Origin of the sequence: Vibrio sp. 05-20-BW147 (assembly GCF_013369385.1) — a bacterium.
In the GTDB taxonomy this organism is placed as follows: Bacteria; Pseudomonadota; Gammaproteobacteria; order Enterobacterales; family Vibrionaceae; genus Vibrio; species Vibrio floridensis.
This window is the reverse complement of the sequence record NZ_SZTO01000010.1, coordinates 123,154-149,364: the sequence shown is the minus strand read 5'-3', so window position 1 is coordinate 149,364 and position 26,211 is coordinate 123,154. Positions and strand designations below refer to the sequence as shown.

At 48.3% G+C, this 26,211-nt stretch carries 11 protein-coding genes and 1 pseudogene; 7 read left to right on the top strand and 5 right to left on the bottom strand.

Annotated elements, in window-relative coordinates:
* Window positions 1–51: 51 nt before the first annotated feature.
* Entirely contained in the window at window positions 52–1,803 is a 1,752-nt protein-coding gene (locus FC652_RS10925) for an amidohydrolase (RefSeq protein WP_176298590.1), read from the bottom strand.
* A 161-nt stretch (window positions 1,804–1,964) separates the two neighbouring features.
* Complete coding sequence (locus FC652_RS10920; protein ID WP_237286494.1) at window positions 1,965–2,687, bottom strand: C13 family peptidase; 723 nt, start codon at window positions 2,685–2,687, stop codon at window positions 1,965–1,967.
* 367 nt (window positions 2,688–3,054) lie between these two features.
* Between FC652_RS10920 and FC652_RS10915 the strand changes: the two genes are divergently transcribed.
* The 7 genes and pseudogenes from FC652_RS10915 (at window position 3,055) to FC652_RS10890 (ending at window position 21,401) form a co-directional block, all read left to right on the top strand.
* Window positions 3,055–3,531: a hypothetical protein gene (locus tag FC652_RS10915; RefSeq protein ID WP_176298588.1), complete on the top strand. Its 477-nt coding sequence runs from the start codon at window positions 3,055–3,057 to the stop codon at window positions 3,529–3,531.
* Window positions 3,532–3,541: 10 nt separating this feature from the next.
* The gene (locus FC652_RS10910; RefSeq protein WP_176298587.1) at window positions 3,542–5,230 is read left to right on the top strand and encodes an LruC domain-containing protein; all 1,689 of its coding nucleotides are present in this window, start codon (window positions 3,542–3,544) and stop codon (window positions 5,228–5,230) included.
* A gap of 476 nt (window positions 5,231–5,706) precedes the next feature.
* Window positions 5,707–5,846: pseudogene (locus FC652_RS20565) on the top strand (IS5/IS1182 family transposase); the annotation flags it as partial.
* A gap of 512 nt (window positions 5,847–6,358) precedes the next feature.
* The gene (locus FC652_RS10905; protein ID WP_176298586.1) at window positions 6,359–7,594 is read left to right on the top strand and encodes a hypothetical protein; all 1,236 of its coding nucleotides are present in this window, start codon (window positions 6,359–6,361) and stop codon (window positions 7,592–7,594) included.
* Window positions 7,595–7,603: 9 nt separating this feature from the next.
* Window positions 7,604–8,509 carry a hypothetical protein gene (locus tag FC652_RS10900; RefSeq protein ID WP_176298585.1) on the top strand — a complete coding sequence of 302 codons (906 nt, stop codon included), beginning with the start codon at window positions 7,604–7,606 and terminating at the stop codon, window positions 8,507–8,509.
* 15 nt (window positions 8,510–8,524) lie between these two features.
* Window positions 8,525–9,166 (top strand): phage tail protein, encoded by a 642-nt coding sequence (locus FC652_RS10895; RefSeq protein WP_176298584.1) that lies wholly within the window; start codon window positions 8,525–8,527, stop codon window positions 9,164–9,166.
* 322 nt (window positions 9,167–9,488) lie between these two features.
* Window positions 9,489–21,401 (top strand): Ig-like domain-containing protein, encoded by an 11,913-nt coding sequence (locus tag FC652_RS10890; RefSeq protein ID WP_176298583.1) that lies wholly within the window; start codon window positions 9,489–9,491, stop codon window positions 21,399–21,401.
* Between the two features lie 190 nt (window positions 21,402–21,591).
* On the opposite strand, the gene FC652_RS10885 is transcribed toward FC652_RS10890, so the two are convergent.
* From FC652_RS10885 to gap, 3 genes are all read right to left on the bottom strand, one after another.
* Window positions 21,592–23,628 carry a methyl-accepting chemotaxis protein gene (locus FC652_RS10885; RefSeq protein ID WP_176298582.1) on the bottom strand — a complete coding sequence of 679 codons (2,037 nt, stop codon included), beginning with the start codon at window positions 23,626–23,628 and terminating at the stop codon, window positions 21,592–21,594.
* 187 nt (window positions 23,629–23,815) lie between these two features.
* Window positions 23,816–24,700: a D-hexose-6-phosphate mutarotase gene (locus FC652_RS10880; protein WP_176298581.1), complete on the bottom strand. Its 885-nt coding sequence runs from the start codon at window positions 24,698–24,700 to the stop codon at window positions 23,816–23,818.
* Between the two features lie 182 nt (window positions 24,701–24,882).
* Window positions 24,883–25,878, bottom strand: a complete 996-nt coding sequence (gap, locus tag FC652_RS10875) for a type I glyceraldehyde-3-phosphate dehydrogenase (protein WP_086467326.1) — start codon at window positions 25,876–25,878, stop codon at window positions 24,883–24,885.
* Window positions 25,879–26,211 lie beyond the last annotated feature (333 nt).

The following is a 26,211-nucleotide window of genomic DNA, read 5'->3' as shown; positions in this document are numbered from 1 at the left end:
TTTTTCGCCCCCCAACTTTCTGCAATAGAGAAATTAGAGGGCGAAATTGCCTTAGCGTGCCGTATTGGTGAAGACCACTTGTCCACGGCTGATGGTTTGTTGGACTTGTAAGTCTTTCAACGTCGCACTCTCCACTTTGAGAGGATTCTTATCTAGCAGAATGAAATCGGCGTTTTTCCCCACTTCGATACTGCCTTTCATCGCTTCTTCAAAATGTTGGTACGCAGGCCAAATGGTCATCGCTCTTAATGCGGTGTAGGCATCAACACGCTGATCGGGACCGAGCACTTTATTCGTGCGGGTGGTACGGTTGACCGTTGCATCAAGTACCCGAAACGCATCTGGCAGGGCAACGGGAGCGTCATGATGTGTACTAAACATCAATCCTGCATCACGTACGGCTTTGGTCGGTGAAATAAAATCGGCCCGAGGATGGCCAAGCACTGAATCACGGTGCCAATCTCCCCAATAGAAGGTATGCATTGGGAAGAGGGAGGGGAAAATACCTTGCTCTGCGAGGCGCTGGATTTGGTCTTCACGAATGGTTTGGCCATGAATCAGCACTGGGCGTCGGTCTTGTTTGCCGAGTTTTTCATTGGCCGCAGTAACGGCGTCAATAAACTGCTCAATCGCGGCGTCACCATTGCTGTGAGTGAGTACTTGCCAGCCATTTTTAAACGCGGTTTCCACATATTGGAAAGCTTGTTGATCGGTAAAGGTTGGATAACCTGTGTAATCTTTCTTTTGTCCATGAGGTGGATGAAAGTACGGCTGGGTTAACCACGCGGTTTTCCCTTGAGGTGAGCCATCGAAGTTAAGTTTGACACCGCCAATTCGGAAGTGACTCGTATATTGAGGTGAGTTGTACTCTGACGTCATGAAATCACTGCTGGTGGCCATATCAGCATACGCGACAACATCAATCAACAATTCTCCTCGTTTCGAGGCTCGTTTCAGTGCTTCATAGCCTTCTTTTGTTGCTCGTCCCTCTTGCGCGGTGGTGTAGCCATATTGTGCGTACATTTTTTGTGAGGCTGAAAGCATCATGTCTTGCAGTTCTTGGTCGATGAGCATGGTCAAGCGGAAGAGGGTGGCAAAGTGCGCATTTTCTTCGAGCACACCATTGGGCTCTTGGCTATCAGGCATACGACGTATTACCCCACCTTCGGGATTTTTACTTTTGGCCGTAATTCCGACCATTTCGAGCGCTTTGCTATTGGCGACGCTAAGGTGTCCTGAGGTGTGAATGATCAAAACGGGTTTGTCTGTACTTACTTGGTCCAAGTCGGCTTTGGTGGGATAGTAATCTAGCAACGAATCGTCGTAACCAAAGCCAAGAATCCACCCGGTTTTCTCGATGAAAAACTTTTTGGTTTCATCTTGCTCGGAGGCTTTTAGGATCTCAATGATCTTGGCAACCGTGTTTGCACCACCATCAGGTGGCGGCAGGACGTTGGCAACCATCGCCTGCAAGCCAACACCATAAACGTGGCTGTGTGGGTCAACAAAACCGGGCAACATGGTTTTGCCTTTGAGGTCGATAAGTTGGGTTTGCCCAAACTTATGTTCCATCGCGCCTTCTTTTGTACCCACGTAAATGATTTTGTCGTTCAATGTGGCGACAGCTTCAACGTATTCTGGTTTATCGCCCGCCATCGTTAAGATCTCACCGCCGAAATAGATGGCGTCTGCTGCGGTTACATTTAGCGGTTGAGTAACAGCCGTAGTCGTGTCGCTTTTATCAGAAAAACAGCCCGTTAAGGCAAGCCCAGAAAGGGCGACTGGAATCCAAGATGTTTTCATTTTCTACTCCCATTGGAGGAATGGTAATCATGCAGGTTCATATTAGTCAGTTGAAGCCGGTTTGCAATTAGGGTTGTCAAAGGATGTTGATGTGGTACCAAAAATGGTTGATGACACTATCTTGTTGTTTAAAAAGGCCAGGGTAAAACTGGCCTTTGACGTTACGGTTGGGAAAATAACGCATTCAGTTTGTCGCTGATACGCTTTGTGGTTCGCATTGTAGGGTAGGAGTTATCAAAACCCATGTTGTTTTCTCGTTCGGTTATGGCGGCTTTTGCTAACAGAAACGCTTCTTCAAAATTCGTTGTTTGTGTCAGTTGGTCCTTGAAAAATGCCTCACCGAAGTACGTAAAGTCCGCACCGCTTGTACAGCCAAATGAAGGTTGATTTGGGTTACTTGCGGTGATCACCAAAGTGTATAGATCCGCAAGTTCATCGGCAAACTGACCTGAGAAACAAGCTGAAACCACAACGACTTTCCATTTAATGCCAGCTTGATTCAGTGATTCTTTAAGCATTTTCGGTTCGATTAAGCCCTGGTGATGTGGCCAGTAGTCAGTGACAACACCTTGCGAATATGCGCCATGTCCAGTTAAAAACAAAAACACCACATCCTGCTCAGGATCGATGATTTTTCCTACCGCTTTTAATGTTGCGTCTAAGTTTTCAGCCGTTGCCATCGGTAATTGGTCGGAAGTTTGTGAACTGTTAATCAAAGCAACAGAACGGCCTTCAGTGCCAAATTTGTCGTCAAAGAGTTGCTGTGAATACGTCACTTCTTTACGAAACACGCCAATGCTCGAGTCGGCCGCAAAGCCAACAAAGTAGAGATCGGCCTTGTCGGTTCGTTGAGGTAACAGGTTCTCCGCTTGACTTTGAACCATGGCCGGTTGTGCCTGCAGCAGCTCTTTTGATGCGCAACCGGAGAGTATTAGAGTTAAACCTAATAGAAGCAATTTTTTGGCATTGAATGATTTGATTTTTATAGGAAAACTGAACGTAAACATACATCACCTTAATTATTTTGTTGTTATGGGTTTTGTACATGGTTTTCTCGCGGTGGCAAGTTAGTTTGACTCTAATTTAGAGCGATGACAAACAATGGTGTGTTCTGCGCTTCTTAATTTGAGAATGAATCTAAGAAAAGGTTCTCTTTTGTTATTGCACGCATTAAAAAGTGTTGTTAATCAAGTAATTAACTTGTGGCATGTCTTTCGCTTTATGTTCCCACAGCGTAGAGGGAGAACGAAGATGAATGACTTAACAAAAGCGGTGACGTGGGGGGCGGTCAGTTTAGGGCTGTTGGCTGGATGCGGTGGTGGAGAGGGCGGTAGTTCCAGTACACCTTCTACGCCCGTTGTGCAGACTCAGTTTTCCGACATAAAACCACCGACAGGGTTTGAGTGGCGCAGTAGCGAGAATCGTCAACTGACCATTAAAATCGTGAGTAACTACACTTTTCAGCAGGGTGAAGCGGTGGCGATTCGAGGCCAACATGTGGTGCGTTTGTTTAGCGTGGTTGACGATGTAGAAGACTCGGTTGCGATGTTTACTGGGCTCACTGGAGTGTCAGGGGAACTGACTTCTCGTATTGACTTGGCTGGACATTGGCAAGCAATCAAAGCGGTGTCGAATGTCCGTGAGGTTGAATGTGTGTCTCACACAGATGTTGCTGCGATTGTCGATGAAATTACTGTTGGCTGCGATATCGCGCTGGACTCGGATTAGGAGAACGACCATGACATCCACTACTCATTTTAGTCTTTCTGCCATTTTCCTCGGTTTGCTAAGTTCATCTGCTTGGGCTACAGCCACGAACAATACGCAAGTCGTCAATGGCGATGGTTCTGTCACTATCACTCAAACGGTCGATGAAAACAGTAGTTCACCTCACTACAGCTCTCCGGGGGCATACGGTTTTGGTATTTATAGCAATGCCAATCAAGATTATGGCTGGCAGCACACAATAACGATCCCTGATGGCGCTCAGATTCTCGAAGCGAAACTGACCATCTATGCGTACGATGTCGATTCAGAAGCCTTTCGTGGTGAAAATGGTGAGTATGATGGTGTGTCGGTCGATGGTGTTCAACTGAATCCGGGATTTTTACAGGGAACCAACAATACATGGTCTATTACAGAGTTTGCTCTGCCGATTGCCTCGCTGAATGATGGTCTAGTGAATGTCTTTTTGGATATCGATATGAACAACGGAGGTTGGCTAACGACTTTGGATTACAGCTTAATGACGGTGACCTATTTGGTGACGAGTAATACACCGCCGTCTGTTCCTGAGCTAAGTCGTAGCCAAGGGCTTTCAACCAATGATGATCTCGTAGTGTCGATTATTGGCCCTACACCAGCCGACCCTGACGGTGATTCAGTCAGTTACAACTATCGTTGGTTTGTTGATGTTGGGCAGGGTTTCTTTGTCGACGATGAATTTGCGGGGAAAAATAACCATACTGGTGCGAGCGTACCCGCCTCTCAAACCAACAATGGTGAGCGTTGGAAAGTGCAAGTGCAAGCCGAAGATGCCAACGGCTTAATCAGTGATATCACTGAAATCGAATGGCCTGAAATAGGCGATTCAGATGGCGATGGTGTGGCGGATGCAAATGACTATGCACCGAATGACCCCAGTATCGCCTTCTACGCTCGTACACCGACCTCTGGTTGGTACACATTGGCGTTTGAAGACATGTGGCCATTTGCAGGGGATTATGACTTAAATGATTTCGTCTCCCACTACGCTTATGAGCTTTACACCAATGCCAATAATCAGATCACTCGCATTGATTTTCATGGCCAAGCCGTGGCAAGAGGGGCATCCATAGATAATCGTTTTGCTCTGTCGATTGGTGGCGTCGAGGTGTCTGACGTGACGAGTATGAGTCGAATGATTGATGAGGTCAGCTCAAACCTTGTTGCGGAAACTGGCCACACGGGTGAGCTTGTTTTAGTGGTGCTCGACAGCATCAGTACGTTGTTGCCCGCTAACGGTAGTAGTGATTTCTACAACACTGAGCAGGGAGATGACAGACCTTTAATCGATTACAGCGTGTCCGTGGTTTTCAACAATGCTTTGCCGCCACTCGAGAGTCACACATTGAACCCCTTCATTTTCCGTGCGGCTCAACGTGGTCGAGAAGTGCATTTGATGAATTATCCAAGTAGCGATCTTGCCAATACCAACTCGTTTGGCCAAGGGGTAGACGCCACAGATGCGCAGGCAGGCGAGTTCTATTTGACGGCAGAAGGTTTACCTTGGGCAATATCTATTCCTTCTGAATGGAAGCACCCTTACGAACATATAGACAGCACCATGGCTTACCCCGAGGTGACGAGATGGGCGGAATCGGCTGGAACGAGCAACACCACATGGTTTGACACTTGGGTAAAAGGGAAATGCTGGAAATGTAATTAAAGACGAACTGCGATTAAAAGAGTGGGTAGTAAAAAGCACCTAGGGCGAAATATCGAGCTAGGTGTTTTTTTAGTTCAAACGATCAATAAAAGAAATCCACTTGCTGTTTCAAGGCGTTTGCTTGAGTTTGAACTTCTTCGGCATTTCGCGAGGTTTGAGCACAGGTTTCTCTACTTCGTTGGTTTAGCTCGCGAGTAGCGTGGTAAGTCCGGGCTGATTGTCCTGGTTAGCGGAGCGCTTTCGACTTTGCAGTGTAACCGCTGGTGCCAGTGTTGCCATTTCTTCGAACGCAGCAACCACTTGCTCTACCCGCTGGTGTTGTTTATCGGCTTGGGTAAGGTTGTTACCTGCCTTGCTTCTCCACGAGCAAGGCAGGTTTTTTGTTAAGTATCTTAGGGCGTTGTTGCCTAAATCAGTTGAAGCATTTCCAATCCCTAGGGTCTGCTCTTTTATGATGTTAAAGGGGGGCTTCTCTTGCACTGCGTGGTTTTATGGACTCGATTTTCAAGCGATTGGATGTTCCGTTGATATCCCCAGACTGCATCTGTATCAGTCAACGCTCAAAGTATTTGGCTAAGGTGTATGGAAAGTGAAAAAGCATGACATAGAAATACGCTAAACGCCTCGCCAACTGCACCTAGCTGTTTGATGTGGATACTCACGAAGAGATGACTGATTAACTCAGTGCTTCAGAAGCTAACTTCTGGGCACTTAGCATCGCTGACTTAAGCTGATTTTATCAACAACGCTGTTTGTCGGCAAAGATGGCTAGAAGTTTTTTGCTGATAAGTGATTGGGGGATGTAAAGCCAAATTTCAGGCATTTACGTGCAACCGATGAGGGTGCCCTGACTACGTTAGATCTTCTGCTCTGGGATCTAATATTTTGTGTGATATTTCTCCCAATGTGATCGGCTTTGCAGATGTATTAATAAAAAATGATTCATATCAAAAATGAATTGCCTCTAAAAATTCATGAACTAACATTGTGTGCATGTAAGTGCATATTTATCGGTATTTGTGAGCAAGATTGGCCAAAGCATCAAACACTGTCATGTCGTGGTGCTGTTTGCGAATGGGGAGTGGCGTTCTTTTCTAGGGAGTTTATATTGTGAGTTGCAGAGAACATATGTCCAAGCCGACTAATCACGCACCGCGTCCGGAGGTGGCTGTTGTTGATCCGATACTGGAACAGTTGTTCAATCGATTGTTGAGACAACAGTTAGAGATAGATCAGCAATCGGCAGGGTTGTCTCAGACAGACGCATTGCGACAAGCCTGTGTGAGTTTGATGGAGGCATTGATTCATCAGCCGGAAACTGCTCACGAAAATTGGGTAGCTCTTTTTGGTGATCTCGCGGATAAGCTTGTTACTGTTTTCCAACAGTCCGACCTGACAGAACAAGAGTTGGGTTCTTCTTATATTAATGCCACTGGATTAGTGATGGCGGTGAAGGATGCGATCCATACCGTGAAAGATATCTATCGGGTGAAGGCATTTCTTCGCGGACTTGATCAAGCACTGCAGTCTTCTGCTTTTACCAATCAAGAGAACCTTCATATTGTTTATCCAGCATGTGGTCCTTTTGCGCCCTTGTTGCTCCCCCTTATTTGTTATTACCAATCCACAAATCCTCATGGCCCTTTGTTGAAGATAACACTGATTGATATCCAGCCTGGTGCAGTAAAGGTGTTAAATCGTTTGATTGAGCTAATGGGGATTGCAGAGCATGTTCACCAAGTCCTTTGTATGGATGTGATGGAATACCACCCTGATCACCCAATCGACATTCTAATTATTGAAGCAATACATCACGGTCTGACCCGTGAAGGGCATTTACATTTTTTACTGCATTTAAGGCAGTTTCTTTCAGAACAGGCATTATTGTTACCTGAACAAATTACGGTAGAGGCGGCTTTAGCTAACCCTCAACGAGAGTTTGTCGAGCAATGGCAAGACTGCAATTTCAGTCATTCTCGCTTTATTCAAGACGACATTCGGTCTGAGCGCATTGAACTAGGTGAAATTTTTAAAATAAATCGTGAAATATTAAATCAATTTAATGAAATGCAATTGGGCTCCGGTTTTCGTTTACTTGAAGCCGGTCAGGTACAAATTCCGAGAAATATTCCAGACATACACAATCGCATTTTATTGCTCAGTGTGAAGCTGGGGGTGTTTGGGCAAGAGAACGTTGATCAGTACGATTCGGGTATCACCCATCCTCGGCCAGAAATGTCGGTATGCGTGGATTTCAGGCCAAAAGCTGCTGAGCCTGATGACCTGTTAGTTAAAGGAGGCGACAAACTGAAGTTTTACTATAAGTTGTGTGGTACGCCCGGCTTCTTACCGACGGTGGCATAGGTGAACAGTATGCAAAAAGCGACCTTTATCACATCCTCTCCAATGATTACGCCGATGATTGAGCGACTCCATGCGAAAGGTCTTTTGGCCGGCGTATTTTTTGTATCAGAGAATATTTCACCACAGTTGAGTGAACACCTGAAACAGAGAGGGGTGAAATGGTACGCAGCGGCTAGTTTAGAGATGGATAAACTTTTTTCAATGCTGGCTGCATGGGATAGCCAGTACGTATTGACCTATCAGTATCAACTTGATGGGTCAACTGATATACCGCGCCATTTATCAATGTTTCAACTGCATCTCTCTGATTGTTATTTATCGAATCTAGATCTGATTCTATTTGAGCAGATACGCCAGGGGGCTTCAACGATACCCATCAGGATAACGAGCTATCCGGGAAATGATTTAGTTCTTCACGTCGATGTCGAAATTTTGCCATATGAAACAACAGGTCGATTGTATAACAAAACGATAGAAGTTCTTTCATATACAGTTATCGAACTCTCCTCGATGTTGGAGCAATCAGACAAAAGCCTACCTGAGCTAACAGGTGCAACATATAGTCCCGCCCCAACAGTTCTAACGATGAGTGAAGAGCAACTCCGAATAAATTGGTGTCAACAAAATGCCGGGCAGATTGTTGATTTATGCCGAGCTGCGAACCCTTATTGGGGGGGGGCACGGATTCAAGTGGCTCAGATGACCTGCCAGCTGTTACAAGTGAGCCCGAGCGACATGCCAACTTATGGCGTTCCGGCAGGGACAATTTTGTGCGTTTCAATAGATCAGGGGCTGGTGGTCGCATTGATGGATGAAGCCGTGAGAATTGATGTGGTTGCCTGCCCCGAAGGTGTTTTTGACGGGTACCGTTTTGCCCAGATGGTGGGGCTGCAAGCGGGTATTCTTTTAACTTGAACCAAAGGAATGACGATGAGTACAGAAGCTTTTTTAGGAGAAGTTGAGCTATATGGGTTTAACTTTGCACCACGTGGTTTTGTGTTTTGTTACGGCCAGAATGAAACCGTCCAATCAAACACCGCATTGTTCTCTTTGTTAAGTACATTTTATGGGGGAGATGGACGGGTTACCTTTGGGATACCTGACCTACGTGGTCGGGTTGCGGTGGGCAATGGCAATGGGCCAGGATTAACGCCAAGGCCATTGGGTACACGGTATGGCAATGAGACTCACGTATTGTCACTTGCTGAGATGCCAAAGCACAATCATCTGGCGGTGGCAACTGCGAAACCCGGAGCAGTCATAACAGGGCAAGCCAAGGTTAATGCCTTTAATGGAACAGGGGACACCAACGATGCAGAAAATGCCTACTGGGCAACCGGTGGCATCCCGAGCGGGTTTAATGTGGATCCGATACAAAAAGCCTATTCCACAACGGCGAATACAACGATGGCAAGTGGAGCTGTTCAGGTTGGTTTCGATGCTTCAGACGTTCCAGCTCCAGATGTGATCACGGGTAATACGGGAGCAGGTCAATATTTCTTTATTAACCAACCGAGCTCGGTTATGACCTATGCCATCAGTACGGATGGGATTTATCCGCCTCGTAGCTAAGTGAGCTGCGTTTTCTAGGGGTGACCCCACCCCTGGCACTCAAATGGCGAGTTTTATCTTGTGGCTTCTGCCTGTACTGAGCAGGGTTTTGAGCGCAGAATGGGGTATTGGTGTAGTAGCAGAATTAGGTTGCCAGTGGGTATCCTGCATCTGGTTTTTCGGGAACTAGGAACATCAGGTTTCTTGTTGTTGATGAGTGATCGATTCGCCTACAAATTGAATTGATTGTTTAATAAATGAAAGGCAAAGGTTGTTGCGCTTCCTTTTTATTTGTGTTCTTGAAAAGAAATAAAACTGAAACTGAAAATGTTGGAGCTGGGACGTGAAACTAAATAAAGTTACTCAATCTATGGTCGCTATTGGATTCACCGTGGTGGCTTTAGTCCCTGCTGAGGCAGTGGCAGTGGCGCCCAATGATGTAAACTTTCAAAATGGTGGTGCCGCCTTACTATCCAACCCAGTTACTTTTGACAGTGTCACTTATTCTCGCTCTGCCCCCAGCTCCGGGAAAATGGCCAGATATAATGACTCTGTCGATGGACGTGATCGTTTTGGTATCACTGATGGTGCGAACACAGATAATGCGCTGTTGTATCACTTAGCAGATAGCGGCTCTATAAATGCCCCTGTGGGAGATATTGATTTTCGCTTTAAATCTCAGGGTGGTGATGAGTTTAAGCTGGTATCAATGGAAGCTGGCTCGATTACAGATTCATTCACAGTGACATCGACCCTTAATCATGTTGTAACGATTACAGGCTACAAGGATGGCAGTAGTGTTGTATCTGACACAATAGATTTTACCCAGTCTGATAGTAGTGGCTCTGTTACTTTTGCTAAAAATGCCAGCTATAACGATGGTGTGCTGACGTTTGATAGTCAATGGGGCGACATTGACGAGGTAAGGTTTACCACTTCAGGGCAAAGTTCAGCGGTGACTTTCGTCATTATTGATACGATAGACTTTGAATCTCCAACTGCAGCCGACTCAACCCCGCCCGTTTTTGACGGCAGTAATTCAACACCAAATGACAACGCCACAGGTGTTTCATCCAGTAACAATATCGTAATCGATTTCGACGAAAATATTGCGCTTGGTAGTGGGAATATCACCATTCGCAACGTGACAGACAGCAGCGATTTTGAAGTCTTTAACGTAGCAACGGAAAGTGATGGAACAACAACTTCACCCAGCGCCGGGCGTATCGGGATTAGTGGCGATAAGATTTACTTAAACCCAACCAGCAATCTGACTGGCAACCGAACTTATGCGATTCGAATTGATACTTCAGCGGTTGATGACATTGCGGGTAATAGTTTTGCGGGCATTAGTGATGACACCACCTTTAACTTTTCAACGGCCAATGCTGCGCCAGTGGTTGATCTAGATTCGACCTCAGCTAGTGATAATAGCAGTGTATCATTCTCCGAAGGTGGTGGCGCGGTTAGTATTACGCCCAATGCAGCCGTGACCGACGCAGACAGCGATACCATTAAAACCATCACAGTGACCTTGACCAATGACCAAGACGGTGCGGCGGAAGGATTGAATGTGACTGCGGCGGCGCAAAATGCACTCGATGGTATCTCGGGGGCGTCAGACATTACCTTGCAAGATACCATCAGCATCTCGGGAGCCACCGCCACCACTGCGCAAGTCGCTACTTTCCTTCAAGCCATTACCTACAACAATACGTCCAGCACGCCAAATCAAACGGCCAGAACCGTGACTGTGGTGATTAGTGATGGTACAAGCAGCAGTGTCAGCCGTACCGCTACGATTAGCGTCAGCAATGTCACCGCTGCCTCCTCAAGTGCGGCTGGCTTTAATACCACAAACGGCACCAACTTATCGCCTGCCATTACCTTTAGCAGCGACGATGAGACACTGACGATATCGAATAGTGCACACGCTGCTGGCTCTACCGCAGACGGCGGTGCAGGCACGGATACGCTCTTTGTCGTCACTGGCACCGATCTGTCGACTCTCACCTCTCTAACCAACTTTGAAACGTTGACGCCAGATAACGATGGCTCGCTCACCTTAACGGAAGCGCAGCATGAGAGCTTTACCACCATCAATGGAACCGGAACCAACCAATTTACCATTAGCAGTGCAGACGGTGATGGTGTGCTGTCGGGTGATGCCGACATCGAAACTTATGTACTTAATGCCGCGCTGACTTTTACACTTGGTGATGCAGCACAAAATGTGACGGGTGGCAGTAGTGCTATTACGGTTAAGACTGGTGCAGTAATTGCTTCTGGCACATTAACCGGCAGCAGTAATAGCGATACCTTAGAGTTGGCAAATGGGGCGAATATTGCAGGTGCTACGGTAAGCACATTCGAAACCCTTTCATTAGACAGCGGCGCATCGGTCACGATGACAGAAGCGCAGCACGATAGTTTCAGTGCGATCAGTGGTGCAGGCACAGAACAGATCACTATTTCGACCGTAACCGATGGTTTTACTGCGGCAAGCAGTATTGAAACCTATGTGTTAGGCGCGGCGAATACCGTCACCTTATCCAGTGGTAGTCAAAATATTACCGGTAGTAGCGGCAATGACACCATTGTTGCCGGCAGCTTAACTCTTACTGGTGCGTTAAACCCTGCAAGTGGTATAGATACACTGAGTCTCTCCAGTGGTGCTGATATCTCTGGTGCCACGATAGTTAATTTTGAAAACCTGACTTTGGCGGACAATGCTTCTGTGACCATGAAAGCCAATCAGCCTTCAAAGTTTGGAGGAACGATCACAGCGGCTGGGTCAGAGACAATAACGATTACAGGTGATGGCAATTTCACGACCTTAGCCAATGTGGAAAGTTTTGTTGTTGGGGATGAAACAACTAACACCAGAACTATTACTCTTGCTACTGGAGGTGCATCGGTTTCTGCAACCTCGGGAACCGATGCAATCACATTTGACGCTGGCTCTCTGACCCTGACGGGCACACTTTCTGGTGAAAGTAGTGTGGCTGATACGCTCTCACTTTCAAACGGAGCGAATATCGCTGGTGGTACGGTAAATAGCGTTAACAATTTAACTCTAGCAAGTAGTGCAAGCGTGACCATGACCGCCGCTCAGAACCAAGCGTTTTCTGGCACAGTGACCGCGACGGGAAGTGAAACGATTTCCATCACTGGAGATGGTGATATCACCACCTTGTTTGACGTTGAGAATTATAGTCTGGGTGATGCAAGCAATAACACTCGGACTGTGACAATCAGTAATGCGACGACCAGTGTCACCGCAGATTCAAGTACGGATGCTGTCACGTTTAATGTTCAGGGTAGTGGCTACTCAGGAACGCTGACCGGTGATTCGGGTGTGGGAGATACCGTGCTTGCATCAACAGGAGCCGATCTCTCTGCTGGTTCGTTCCTTAATATCGGTACGCTGAGCTTAGCCAGTGGTGCAACCGTGGCTATCGATGCGGCCAACATCAGTGACTTTAGCACAGTAATTAGCGGATCCAGCGGCTCAGAAACGCTCAAATTAATGGATGGCGGTACCTTCGACTTTTCAACCACTAGCGTATCTGAAATAGAAAACCTCGCTATTGGCACCAACAATAACTTCACAATAACGCTGACCGATAATTTTGATTCAAACGGTAATCCCGTAACCGTAACAAACGCCAGTGGCAGTGCGATTGTGGGTAATATCAGCCTGAATGCCAGCGCCCTGAGCGGCGATGCCTTGGTTATCTCCGCAACCGACTTTAATGGTGCCGATACTTTTGTCGGTGGCAGCGCGGCGGATACCATCAGACCGGGTGGTGGTACAGATTCAATGACAGGCAATGCTGGCAATGATAATTTTGTCGGCAGTGCGTCAAATCTCTCAGGCGACACCATTACGGATTTGAGCGTGGGCGATACTATCACGCTAACTGGTGTGACCGGCCTCAGAAAGAGTAATGTGCGTTTTAGTGGCAGCAATATTCTGCAAATCGATACCAATGGTACCGATTTCTCTAGCGTTGAAGTGGCGATCTCACTCTCAAATAGCCCAGCGGCTTCTTTAGATTTCACGGTTGCAGACAGCGGTAGCGATACCTTAATCACTTTTATTACACCGAATGACGCACCAACGTTTAGTGGCCTCAATGGCGGTAATACCTTTACCGAAAATGGCAGTGCCGTTGCTATTGATAACAACGCGACTGTTGCAGATACCGAGCTAGATGCACTCAATAGCGGCTTGGGTAACTACAACGACGCCACGCTAACCATTGCACGAAACGGCGGTGCGAATAGCCAAGACATCTTTACTAATGGTGGGCTGCTCGGTGCGCTCGCTCAAGGTAGCAGCTTTACGTACAATGATACGACTGTGGGTACGGTGACCACTAATTCAAACGGAACGCTTGTTTTGCGCTTTAATAGCAACGCAACATCAGCGATTGTTGATTCAGTATTGCAGGCGATTTATTACCAGAACAGCTCAGAAGATCCTACTGCCAGCGTCACGTTGGACTTTACGTTTAATGATGGAACGGCCAACAGCACTGGCACCAATCAGGCCGTGGTCAACATAACGGCGCAAAATGACGCACCAACGGATATTTCGCTTTCAGCGACTTCGGTGAACCAGTCAGTAACAGGAAGCGCTGCTACAGTTGCGACCGCCAGTACCACCGATGTGGACAGTGCAGACTCTCACACCTACAGCTTGGTTGCTGCAAGCAGCAGTGCAAATGGGACCTGTAGTGCCAGCACGGGCAACGACAGTTTCCAATTCACAGGTAGTACCTTGCAAAGTAAAACGGCACTGACGCCTGGAAGTTACAGCATTTGCGTGCAAAGCGATGATGGTACCACCACTTTCCAAGAGTCCTTCACCATTACCGTGGTGGATAACGTGGCACCGGACGCGCCGTCAACACCGGATCTTGATGCTGCCTCTGATACAGGTGCATCGAATACCGACAACATTACCAATGACACAACGCCAACCTTTAGTGGTACTGCTGAAAGTGGGGCGACGGTTAAATTATATAGTAATCAGGTAGGGGGAGGCACAACGGTCATTGGTACTGGCACAGCAACGGGTGGTAATTGGCAAATTACGACGGATCCGTTGACAGCAGGGTTATCACATTCGATTTTTGCGACCGCCACGGATGCGAGCACGAACGTAAGTAATAGCTCTAGTTCTTTAAGCGTAACGATCGATAATACAACCCCTACCGCGCCAAGCACACCAGATCTCGCGGCGAGCAGTGATACAGGTACTTCGAATACCGATAACCTGACAAATGACACAACGCCAACCTTTACAGGAACAGGTACCACTGGTGACACCGTTACTCTCGTTTCCAATGTCGATGGCACCATCGGCAGCGCTGTTGTCAGCGGTGGCGTCTGGAGCATTACTGCAAGCTCAGCACTGACCGCAGGTGACCACACCATCACAGCGCGCGCAACGGACACAGCTGGCAATACCGCTGATAGCGCAAGTTTGGCGATTACGTTGGATACCTCAGTACCAACGCCCACCATCACCACGCCGATTGAAGGCGATGGTAAGGTGAACGCCGCGGAAGACAACGACGTGCTGATTGCAGGCACGGGCGCGGAAGCGGGCAACAGCGTCACGGTCACCATTCACGACGGGGCGAACAGTCTGAGCCGTACGGTCACCGCGGACAACTCGGGCAACTGGACGATCAGCGGCAGCGAGTTTGACGTCAGTGCGTTTAACAACGGCACCTTGACGGTCACGGCTAGCCAAAGTGATGCGGCGGGCAACACCTCAAGTGCGGCCAGCACCACCATCACGTTAGACAACAGCGCGCCGAGTGCCCCGTCCATCACCACGCCGATTGAAGGCGATGGTAAGGTGAACGCCGCGGAAGACAATGACGTGCTGATTGCAGGCTCGGGCGCGGAAACGGGCAACAGCGTCACGGTCACCATTGACGATGGGGCCAGCAGCCTGAACCGTACGGTCACCGCGGACAACTCGGGCAACTGGATGATCAGCGGCAGCGAGTTTGACGTCAGCACGTTTAACAACGGCGCCCTGACGGTCACGGCTAGCCAAAGTGATGCGGCGGGCAACACCTCAAGTGCAGCGAGCACCACGATTACGTTAGATAACGCGCTGCCAAGCATTGGCATTAGCAGCGACAAATCAGCGCTGAAAGCGGGTGAAACCGCAACACTCACCTTTACCTTGAGTGAATCAGAAACTGATTTTACCGCAGCCGATGTGACCGTTGCCGGCGGAACGCTTTCTAACTTTTCGGGCAGTGGCACCAGCTACACGGCCACATTTACACCAGCAGAAAAGAGCACTGAGGATGCAACCATTGATGTTGCCGCAGAGAAATTTAGCGATGCGGCTGGCAATCTCAATACGGCAGCGACTCAGTTGGTGATCTCAGTGGATACGGCGATCCCGACTGGACATAACATCAGTATTGATCAGGAGAGCATTAACAAAACCAACGAACAGGCGATGAGCTTTACCTTCGCAGCAGCTGAAGTGAACGCGATGTTCACTTACAGCGTGAGCGACGGTACCACGACCATTGACGGAGCGAGTCAAACCATCACCTCTGAAACGATGCAAGTCACGGGCATTGACGTCACAAGTTTGCAAGAGGGGACGTTGACAGTCAGCGTGGTGGTCACCGATGCTGCAGGCAATGCCTCTGATGCAGTGACGGATACCGTGACTAAACGCTACGATGTCGCACCAACGGTGGTTGATGACAGCTTCTCGACGGAGGAAGATACGGCGAAACAATTTGATCTGTTAGCCAACGATTCCGATATTAATGATGACATGGTCGCTTCTTCTGCGACGGTGAAAACGCAACCAAGTAAAGGTCAGGTGTCGATCAGCAACGGCGTTGTTACCTATACGCCAAACAGCAATGAGACAGGCACGGACACCTTTACCTATACAGTGAAAGATGCCCTGTTACAGGAGTCACAAGAAGCGACAGTGACCGTCACTATCAGTGCTATCAATGATGCGCCAGTGGCGAAAGCATTGACCATCACTACCGATGAAGATACCGCCAGCGCGGCGCTCAGTGTGCGTAGCCAAACGACGGATGTGGAAGATGGCATCCCAACGGGTGATTTGGCATTGGTGAGCTTGCCTCAAAAAGGACAAGTGACCGTTGATCAAACCGCAGGCACTTTTGTTTACACGCCGAATGCGAATGAAAATGGCAGCGACAGCTTTACTTACACTATCGCCGATAGTGAAGGCAGCGTTTCGCTTGCGGCAACGGTCAGCGTGAATATCGGTTCCGTCAATGACGCACCTGTGGCGTCGGCAGACACGCTTACCTTTGATGAAGATGTCACCTCGACACTCGATGTTTTAAGTAACGACAGTGACATCGAAGATGGAGCATTCACCGCGAGCAGTATTACCTTGCAAGATCTTGGTCAAGGCGAGGGGGTATATAGTTTCGCTACAGTGAGTGTCAACGCAGATGGCACCTTGAACATTGTGCCAGCAGCAAACGTTAATGGTCAGCATCGCTTTACCTACACGTTAACCGACAGTAGCCAGGCGGTCTCAGAGTCGGCAACCATCACGCTCAATATTATGCCAGTCAATGATGCCCCCGTAGCTGTTGATAACAGTGCGCAGCTACTGGAAGAGGGCTCGTTTGAAGTCAACGTATTGGGTAACGACAGCGATGTCGATACGGGAGACAGTTTTGATCTCACCAGCGTCAACGTGGTCGATCAGCCAGCTCATGGTAGTGTCAGCGTGACCGCGTCAGGAGCGATTATCTATCGCCCTGAAGAAAACTACTTTGGCGAAGACAGCTTCACCTACACAGTGGCAGACGTCGCAGGCGCAGTCTCTAACGTTGCGACAGTGACCATGACGGTCACACCAGTCAACGATGCACCAATGGCGCAAGCACAGTCACAAACATTGGATGAAGACAACAGTTTGGTGATCACGCTGGTCGGCTCAGACATTGATAACGATGATGACACTTTGCAGTACGTTATCACGGAACCAGTTAGCCATGGTGTGCTAGAACCGTTGAACAACAACAGTTGGCGTTACACACCAGAAGCGAACTTCAATGGCTCCGACTTCTTCTTGTTCAAGGTCAACGACGGTGATCTGGACTCAACGGAAGTGCGTGTCGATCTGACCGTCAATGCAGTCAACGATACACCAACTGCTACCGATGTCAGCACTACGGGAGCGGAAGAAACACCGCTCACCATCACCTTAAATGGTAGTGATATAGAAGGTTCATCGCTGAGCTATCAAGTCGCCACCGCGCCACTCAACGGTAGTGTGACCATCACGGGCAACCAAGCGGTTTATACGGGTAACAGCAACTTCTTTGGTCAGGACAGTTTCACTTACAGCGTCAGTGACGGTGAACTCACCTCGGAAGCGGCGTTGGTGACCATTACGTTGAGTAACGTCAATGATGCGCCAGTGATTAGCGGTAGCCCAGCGACGCAAGTGGATGAAGATAGCGCGTATCAGTTTGTGCCTCAGGCATCGGATAATGACCCTGCCGATACTCTGACCTATTCGATTGCTAACAAACCATCTTGGGCGACATTTGACACGGCCACAGGAGCACTCTCTGGCACGCCAAGTAACAGTGATGTGGGGACGCATGCGGGTATTGTGATCAGCGTGTCCGATGGTAGCGTGTCGGCCTCGTTGCCAGCGTTTGCGATTACCGTGAACAACGTGAACGATGCCCCGGTTATTTCCGGTTCACCAGCAACGCAAGTGAATGAAGACAGCGCTTATCTGTTCACACCGCAAGTGTCGGATGTCGACAGCCAAGCCTTCACCTTCAGCATCACGAATAAACCTGCTTGGGTGAGCTTCGATGCAGCGACAGGTACGCTTAGTGGTACGCCATCGAATGATGATGTTGGCACCTATGCGGGGATTGTTATCACGGTTTCTGATGGTTCGGCCACCGCCACACTCAATACCTTCAGTATTGTGGTGAATAACGTCAACGACGCACCAAGCATCAGTGGTACTCCTGCGCTTACGGTCAACGAAGACAGCACGTACCGCTTTGCGCCGCAGGCAGGGGATGTGGACAGTAGCAGTTTGAGCTTCTCTATCAGCAACAAACCAACTTGGGCGAGCTTTAACACGGCAACCGGTGTGCTCAGTGGTACCCCAGCCAACGAACATGTTGGTACTACGGAGAATATCGTTATCACTGTCTCTGACGGTGAACTCAGTGCGTCTCTCGCAGCGTTTAACCTCACGGTTATTAACGTTAACGATGCGCCAGTGGCGGTCAACGACACCTTTGTCTTTACTGAAAGCAACGATGGTATCTATCTGCTTGATGTGCTGAGCAATGATAGTGATGTTGACCCAGATACGTTGCAACTGGATTGGGTAACACCGACCTCAGGAAGCGCAACGATGGTCGGCAGCCAAATCCAGCTGGTGACGAGCGCGATTGGGACTGTGACAGTGCAGTATGGTGTCAAAGATGGTAACGGCGGTAAAGCAACTGCGAAAGCGACCGTGACCATTAACAGCGCGAAGTTGGACGCGCCAACCATTACCGCACCAGCTGATGTGGAAGTGAATGCGACCTCACTCTTTACCAAAGTGGCCTTGGGGACCGCGATTGCTGAAGACCGTACGGGTAAACCATTACCGGTCTCTTTGGCCGACAACAATACCTTCTTCCGTCCTGGGGCCAATACGGTGTACTGGCGCACCCAAGACTCGCAAGGTAACGTGGCCGAGGCGAGTCAGAGCGTGATTGTGCATCCGCTTATCAGCATTTCCAAAGATGCACAAACCACGGAAGGCACTAGCCACGCCGTGTCGGTATACCTCAACGGCCCTGCGCCGAGTTACCCAGTGGTGGTGCCTTACACGGTATCGGGGAGCACGGACAGCAGTGACCATACTCTCGCCTCGGGTGAAGTGGTGATTGCCAGCGGAACCGAAGGCAAGCTTTCGTTTGACATCCTGAATGATGGACAGAGTGAAAGTGCAGAAACCTTAGTGATCGACTTGGACAACACGCTCAACCTTGGCAGTAAACGTCGTTATACCTTGACGATTTTTGAAGAGAACGTGGCACCTAAAGTCACGGTCAATGTGTCACAGGCAGGGGAGCAGCGTAGCAAAATTGAAAATGGCACGGAGTTGGTGACCATTACCAGCAGTGTGACCGATGCCAACGCGTCTGATACCCACACCTTTGCATGGAGTAGTAGCAACGACGCGCTCAATCAAGCGATTGCAGGCCAGACAAACAGCGACACACTGACTTTCTCGCCGCAGACGCTCAGTTCAGCCATTTACACTCTGCAATTGACGGTCACTGACAATGGCACACCACCGCTTTCAGTCACCCACGTTGTCTATCTGGAAGTGGTTGAAGCACTGGCGGTGCTTGGCAGTGAAGACAGTGATGGCGACTTGATTCCGGATGACCAAGAAGGCCACAGCGACAGCGACGGTGACGGTATTCCTGATTATCTGGATGCCATCTCCGACTGCAACGTGATCCAGCAAACAGTAGCAGAGAACGACAGTTTCCTCATTGAAGGTCAACCTGGCGTTTGTTTGCGCAAAGGTGTCACCATAGTGGAAAACCTGACAGGTGGAGCACGCTTGCTGGATAATGAGCTGACGGTCGACAACGAGGCGGACAACATTGGCGGTATTTTTGACTTTGTGGCGACCAACTTGCCACAACCCGGTCAGAGCTATCAACTGGTTATGCCGCAGCGCCTGCCTGTTCCGGCGAATGCCGTTTATCGTAAATTCCGAGCCGATGTGGGTTGGGTCGATTTTGTTGAAGATGCTGACAACTCGATTGCGTCTACTTCGGGTGAAGCGGGCTACTGTCCGCCTCCGGGAGACAGCGTATGGACACCGGGTTTAACTGAAGGCCATTGGTGTGTGCAACTTACCATCCAAGACGGTGGACCGAACGATGATGACGGCATGGCAAACGGCAGCGTGGTTGACCCAGGTGGCGTTGCCGCTCGCGCCAGCAGCAATGCGCTGCCACAAGCAAGCGACGATACTGCTGTAGTTACGCGCAATGGCAGCGTGGTCATTGATGTGCTGAGTAACGATACGGACGCTGATGGTGACAGCTTAACCTTAAGCAGCGCTTCGGTGGATATTGGCAGTGTCAGCGTGGTGAACAATCAGTTGAGTTACACCACTCAGTCACAGTTTTTCGGTGTGGCGACCATTACCTATAGCGTGACAGACGGTAATGGCGGCACGGGGACTGCGAAAGTCACCGTCAACGTACTCAACAATCAAAATCCGCGTGCAGAGGATGATGTGGTTGAAACCAACGACCGTACGCCAGTCACGATTAATGTCCTGTCCAATGACAGTGATGTTGACAATGACGCGCTGACGTTAGTGTCAATTCAAGCTCAGCATGGACAAGTGGTGAAAAACGCTGATCAAACGGTTACCTACACGCCGACCTTGGGCTTTGAAGGTACGGATGTTCTGACCTATGTCATTCAAGACAGCCAAGGTCTGCAAGATACAGGCAAGGTCACAGTGACGGTGAAACTAGTGAAAGATGTCGATGTATCAAACAGTTCAGGAGGCCCGTTAGGCGGTATGGCATTAATGTTACTCACTCTCGCTGGTGCGTTGCGTCGTGTTGGCAAAAAAGGCTGGTTGGCGCTGCTGGCTGCGCTGAGTTTTAACTCTCAAGCGGCCTGGTATCTCGATGCGCAAATGGGTATTAGCCACGCCGATGAGCGTAGCCCCATTAGTATGGAGGATGTGGTCTCAACCGATGATAAGGGCTTCTACCGTTCGATTGGCTTGGGGTATCAGTTAGATGAAAAGTGGTCAGCGATGCTACGCTATGTGGATATGGGAGAGGGGAGTGCAACGCTACGTGGCGCGACCACTTCGCCACAGGAGTACCATCAAAGTGTGGCGAGTGTCTCGCCCATTTTGGCCAGCGGTGTCGGCTTAGAAGTAGAGTACAAATTTTGGCAAAGCGATGCTTGGCATAGCAAGATTAATATGGGTGGGCTTTTTTGGAGCGCAGAGATTGAAAGTACGTATCAAGACAATCGAATAAACACAGACATCGACGGTTTTGATATGTATATAGGTGGTTCAGTCGGCTATACACTTTCCGAAAACTGGGTTTTAGGTTTGGCGTATGATAAATACTTTTTACTTGAAAATGAAGTAGATACCTTCTCGATAGTGTTGGAATTTCGCTAGTCCGTACCAAAGTCCGATTAAGCACCATGGCTTACCCCGAGGTGACGAGATGGGCGGAATCGGCTGGAACGAGCAACACCACATGGTTTGACACTTGGGTAAAAGGGAAATGCTGGAAATGTAATTAACACTCAGAATCAAAGACAACAAAGGGCGAAAACTCGCCCTTTGTTCTTGCTCGCTCTTCGAATTAATGGAAAAAGTCGACTTGCGATTTAAGTGAATTCGCCTGTTTTTGCAGCTCTTCAGCACTTTCAGACGTTTGCGCGCTGGTGGCTCGGCTCTGTCGGTTAAGATCGCTGATCGAGTGTGCATTGGCCGCAATTTCTTGTGACACTTGAGCTTGTTGCTCTGAGGTGGCGGCAATGGCTTCAGCTTGCGCCGCAATGGCGTGAACTTGGCTCGCAATGGCTTCTAGAGCGCTACCTGCTTCTTGCGCCTTATCAAGCACTTGATTAGCACTTTGCTGGCTTTGGCTCATCAGTCCCACCGCATTACCCGTGGAAGCTTTAAGTTTCTCGATAATCTGAACCACATCCTTGACGGAAGTTTGGGTTCGGTGAGCAAGCGTTCTTACTTCATCAGCAACCACAGCAAAGCCACGACCTTGCTCGCCGGCTCGCGCTGCTTCGATGGCGGCATTCAGTGCCAGTAAGTTGGTCTGCTCCGCAATTTCATCGATCATTTTCGTTACGGTTTGAATGCTTTCGCTGTCGGTGTTGACTTGTTTGATGGCATGGGCAGAGCGATCAAGTTGATCATTCAGTTCTGCCACATCAATACAGACACCTTCCACTAGGCTCAATCCAGATTGACTATCCTCATTCGCACTGCGAACGTTATCCGCAATGTTCTCCACTTGTTGAGCGACCGACTGAGCGGAGGTGGCCATCTCTTCAATGGCCGTCACCACTTGTTCTACCTGCTGTTGTTGGCGATCTGCCTGAGTGAGGTTGTTGCCTGCATCTTCAGAAACACTGTGTGACGCGACATACACGGTTTCAGCTGTTTGACGGATTTCACCGACCAGCATGTTGAGCTGATTGGCCATGTTGGCGACGCCGTTGGTGAGGTTGGTGATCTCATTTTTTGAAGGCTGACCCGAGCTGGCAATTTGAATGCTAACCTCACCTTTGGCAAGCCTTGCCATCAGAGCATTTAAGGTCGTCAAAGGGTGAAGATTACGATTGATGGCAAACGTCAGGATCGCAAACGTAGCAGCGGCTACGGCGGTGGCAATCGCGATAATCAGCTTAAGCAAGGTTTGACTTCCTTGCGTCACTTCCAAAATGAAGGTGCCGCCAAGAAGTTTCCAGTTCCAGCCAGGGATTTCAGTATAGACAAGGTATTTCTCCCCAACGGTTCCTTGATACTCATGGCGGTAGCGAATCAAGCCACTTTTGTTTTCAAAAATGGCGACATAAGGCTTGTTACCGTCGTAATCTGCAGTATCGATGATGGATGGGTCGTCTTGCGTGCGGGTTGGATGCAGCAAATATTTGCCCAAATTACTCTCATCGCTATCGACGACGATGGTGTAACCTGTGTCCCCCCATTTCACCTGATTCAATGCACTGAAGAGATCTTCCGTGGCTTTTTGAACGGGTAAGCCGATAAAAGAAACACCAGTGACCTTGTTCTGTGCGTCAAGAATGGGCGAGTAATAGGTAATGTAGCTTTCACCAAACAACTTCACTTGTGCGTAATAGGGCTGTCCCGAGCGAAGTTTCTGATAGGCGGGGTGGTTGTAGCCTAAAGAGGTACCTACGACACGTTGTCCAGCAGGGTTTTTCAATGAAGTTGAGACACGAATGAAATCGTTGTCAATTGGCGCAAATAGGGTCGCTACAGCACCCGTATCACGGGTAAAGCTGTCAACGAGCTTGGTATCGTTGATGAGGCTTTCACCATATTGCGTCATATCGCGTAGTGACTTTCCGTTGAAATCCACCTGATAGTCTTCAACGTAGACACCAGCCAAGTAACCATTTCGAAACGTCGATTCCAGTACTTTGGCCGTATGTAAATAAGCATCAAATTGGCCAGCGATTGTGGCAGCCATGGATTCGACCTTTGATTGGTGCTCGCGAAGTGTATTTTCGAGCAATACTTCTGATGCATTACGATAAACAAGAGTGGCGGTGCCGCCAAAGGCGATGAGTAAACATAAGGTGATGACCAACTTCAGTTGGAAACCTACGCTTTGGTTTCTATATTTTTCTAGCACTATTATATCTGCTGATATCAGCAGCCTCTATACGATGTATGTTTGAAAGATTAGATTGTAATAATGAAAGGTATAATAGCTGAAAATTGATAAAATTAATTGATGTTTATTAAGTAATTAATCATTTGCGGTGATGGTATAACCAACGCAGTGAGCGTTTGTCACTGCGTTTTGAATGGTGGTCAGTTTAACGTGCAGAAAGCACAGTGATTAATCGGTGCCTTTCGCCAGGGTTGAGCGTTTTGCCTTGAGTAATACTGTTTGCATGCAGCGTGGATTCTACACACAGCATGGTTTTGTAGCCGTCATCGCTCATGTCTGCCATGCCAGCGGCACCTTGAGCCCAAGGGTTCCAAAGCACGGCGCTATTGTGACCTTGGTTTTCAATGCACAGAGTACGTTCAATGACTGGGTCTTTAACCACAATCTCTTTCTCAGGTTGTGTGTAGACACGATCGATCGTATCGGTCAATTGTAAAACTTCACCACCATGGCAGACTTCGCCCGCTTTCAAACTGTCAATGTACTCAGATCCCATGCCCATGGTTTGAGTTTGTTCAATATCACCGACGTTCAAATAGGTATGCAGAGCACCCGAGAAAGTAAACGCTTCATCATCAATATTAAGTGTGTTTAGCGTGACTTTTAGCTCATCGCCGATCTCGACGACTAGGCGAACATCAAACATATGAGGCCAGATATTGTGCGATTCTTCTGTCGGGAACAAGGCAAGCTCAACGATCACACCGTTGTCGTTTTCTCGATGTTCAACCAGTTCCCACTCTGAAGTGCGAGCAAAGCCGTGCGCAGGTGCTGCAATACGGCCAAACCAAGGCCAACAAACCGGAATGCCGCCGCGCAGCGCAGTTTTACCATCAAATACTGCCTTGTCACTCATCCAAATGACGTCAGCTTGACCCGCTGGTTGGTAGGAGACGACATGGCCGCCAAACAAAGAGATCCCTGCGGCTGCTTTCTCGTGAATCACACGAACAATTTTGACATTGTCTTTTTCAACAATGGTGACGCAATCAGACAGGACAGTCAGCGCCGGAAGTGAATTAAGATCCATCTGAATTTCCTTAACAATCAGTTTCATAAGATTCGTTGTAGAAACGGACCGTGAAGTCAGACACTGCAGAGAGTCTAAAGCTCCATTGCTAACCTCAAATCCGTGATACTAAAAAGGCGACCTAAGGTCGCCTTTTTGTCTAACGAAATTCTTCGCTAAGTGCTTATTTTACTAAGTAGAAATTACTTAGAGATGTGAGCAATTAGGTCTAGAACTTTGTTTGAGTAACCGATTTCGTTGTCGTACCAAGATACAACTTTAACGAAGTTATCAGTTAGAGCGATACCAGCTTTAGCATCGAATACAGAAGTTTGAACTTCACCGATGAAGTCTTGAGAAACTACTGCATCTTCAGTGTAACCTAGAACGCCTTTTAGTTCGCCTTCAGAAGCTTCTTTCATTGCTGCACAGATAGCTTCGTAAGATGCGCCGTTCTTAAGGTTAACAGTTAGGTCAACTACAGAAACGTTAGCAGTTGGTACGCGGAAAGCCATACCAGTTAGTTTGCCGTTTAGTTCTGGAAGAACAACGCCTACTGCTTTAGCTGCACCAGTTGAAGATGGGATGATGTTCTGAGAAGCACCACGACCACCGCGCCAGTCTTTAGCAGAAGGACCGTCTACAGTTTTTTGAGTTGCTGTAGTCGCGTGAACTGTAGTCATAAGACCAGATTCGATACCGAACTTGTCGTTAAGAACTTTAGCGATAGGCGCTAGACAGTTAGTAGTACAAGAAGCGTTAGAAACGATGTCTTGACCAGCGTAAGAAGCGTGGTTAACGCCCATTACGAACATTGGAGTTGCGTCTTTTGAAGGACCAGTTAGAACAACTTTCTTAGCACCAGCTGTGATGTGTTTACGAGCTGTTGCGTCGTCTAGGAATAGACCAGTTGCTTCAGCTACTACGTCAACACCGATTGCATCCCATTTTAGATCTTCTGGGTTACGCTCAGCAGTTACACGTACAGTTTTACCGTTAACGATCAGGTTACCACCTTCAACTTCAACAGTACCGTTGAAACGGCCGTGAGTTGAGTCATACTTCAGCATGTATGCCATGTAATCTACGTCGATAAGGTCGTTAATACCTACAACTTCGATGTCGTTGCGCTCTTGCGCTGCACGGAATACGAAACGACCGATACGGCCAAAACCGTTAATACCTACTTTGATAGTCATTATAGTTGCTCCACAACTTAATTTCTGATTAAAGATAACTGGTAGTAAAATTACAGAATCCAGTAAACATCTGCAAGTGATAATCGGACTTAACTTGTTTAAAGTCAAAAAAAAGCGACGCTTTTTTTAACAATTCTTTGCAAATGCTCGTTTTTTAAACTTTGAACCGGTTATTCTACTCGCCAGTTGGCGTAAAATAACTCAAGAGCAGGTGCTCTAAGCAATTTTAAAACATAGGACATAATGGTGAGAAAGTATGTGCTACAACCATGATGCTCCGCAAGTTTTTTGCACAAAAAGTCGTCAATATTAATAAGAAAAAGGGAAATTAGT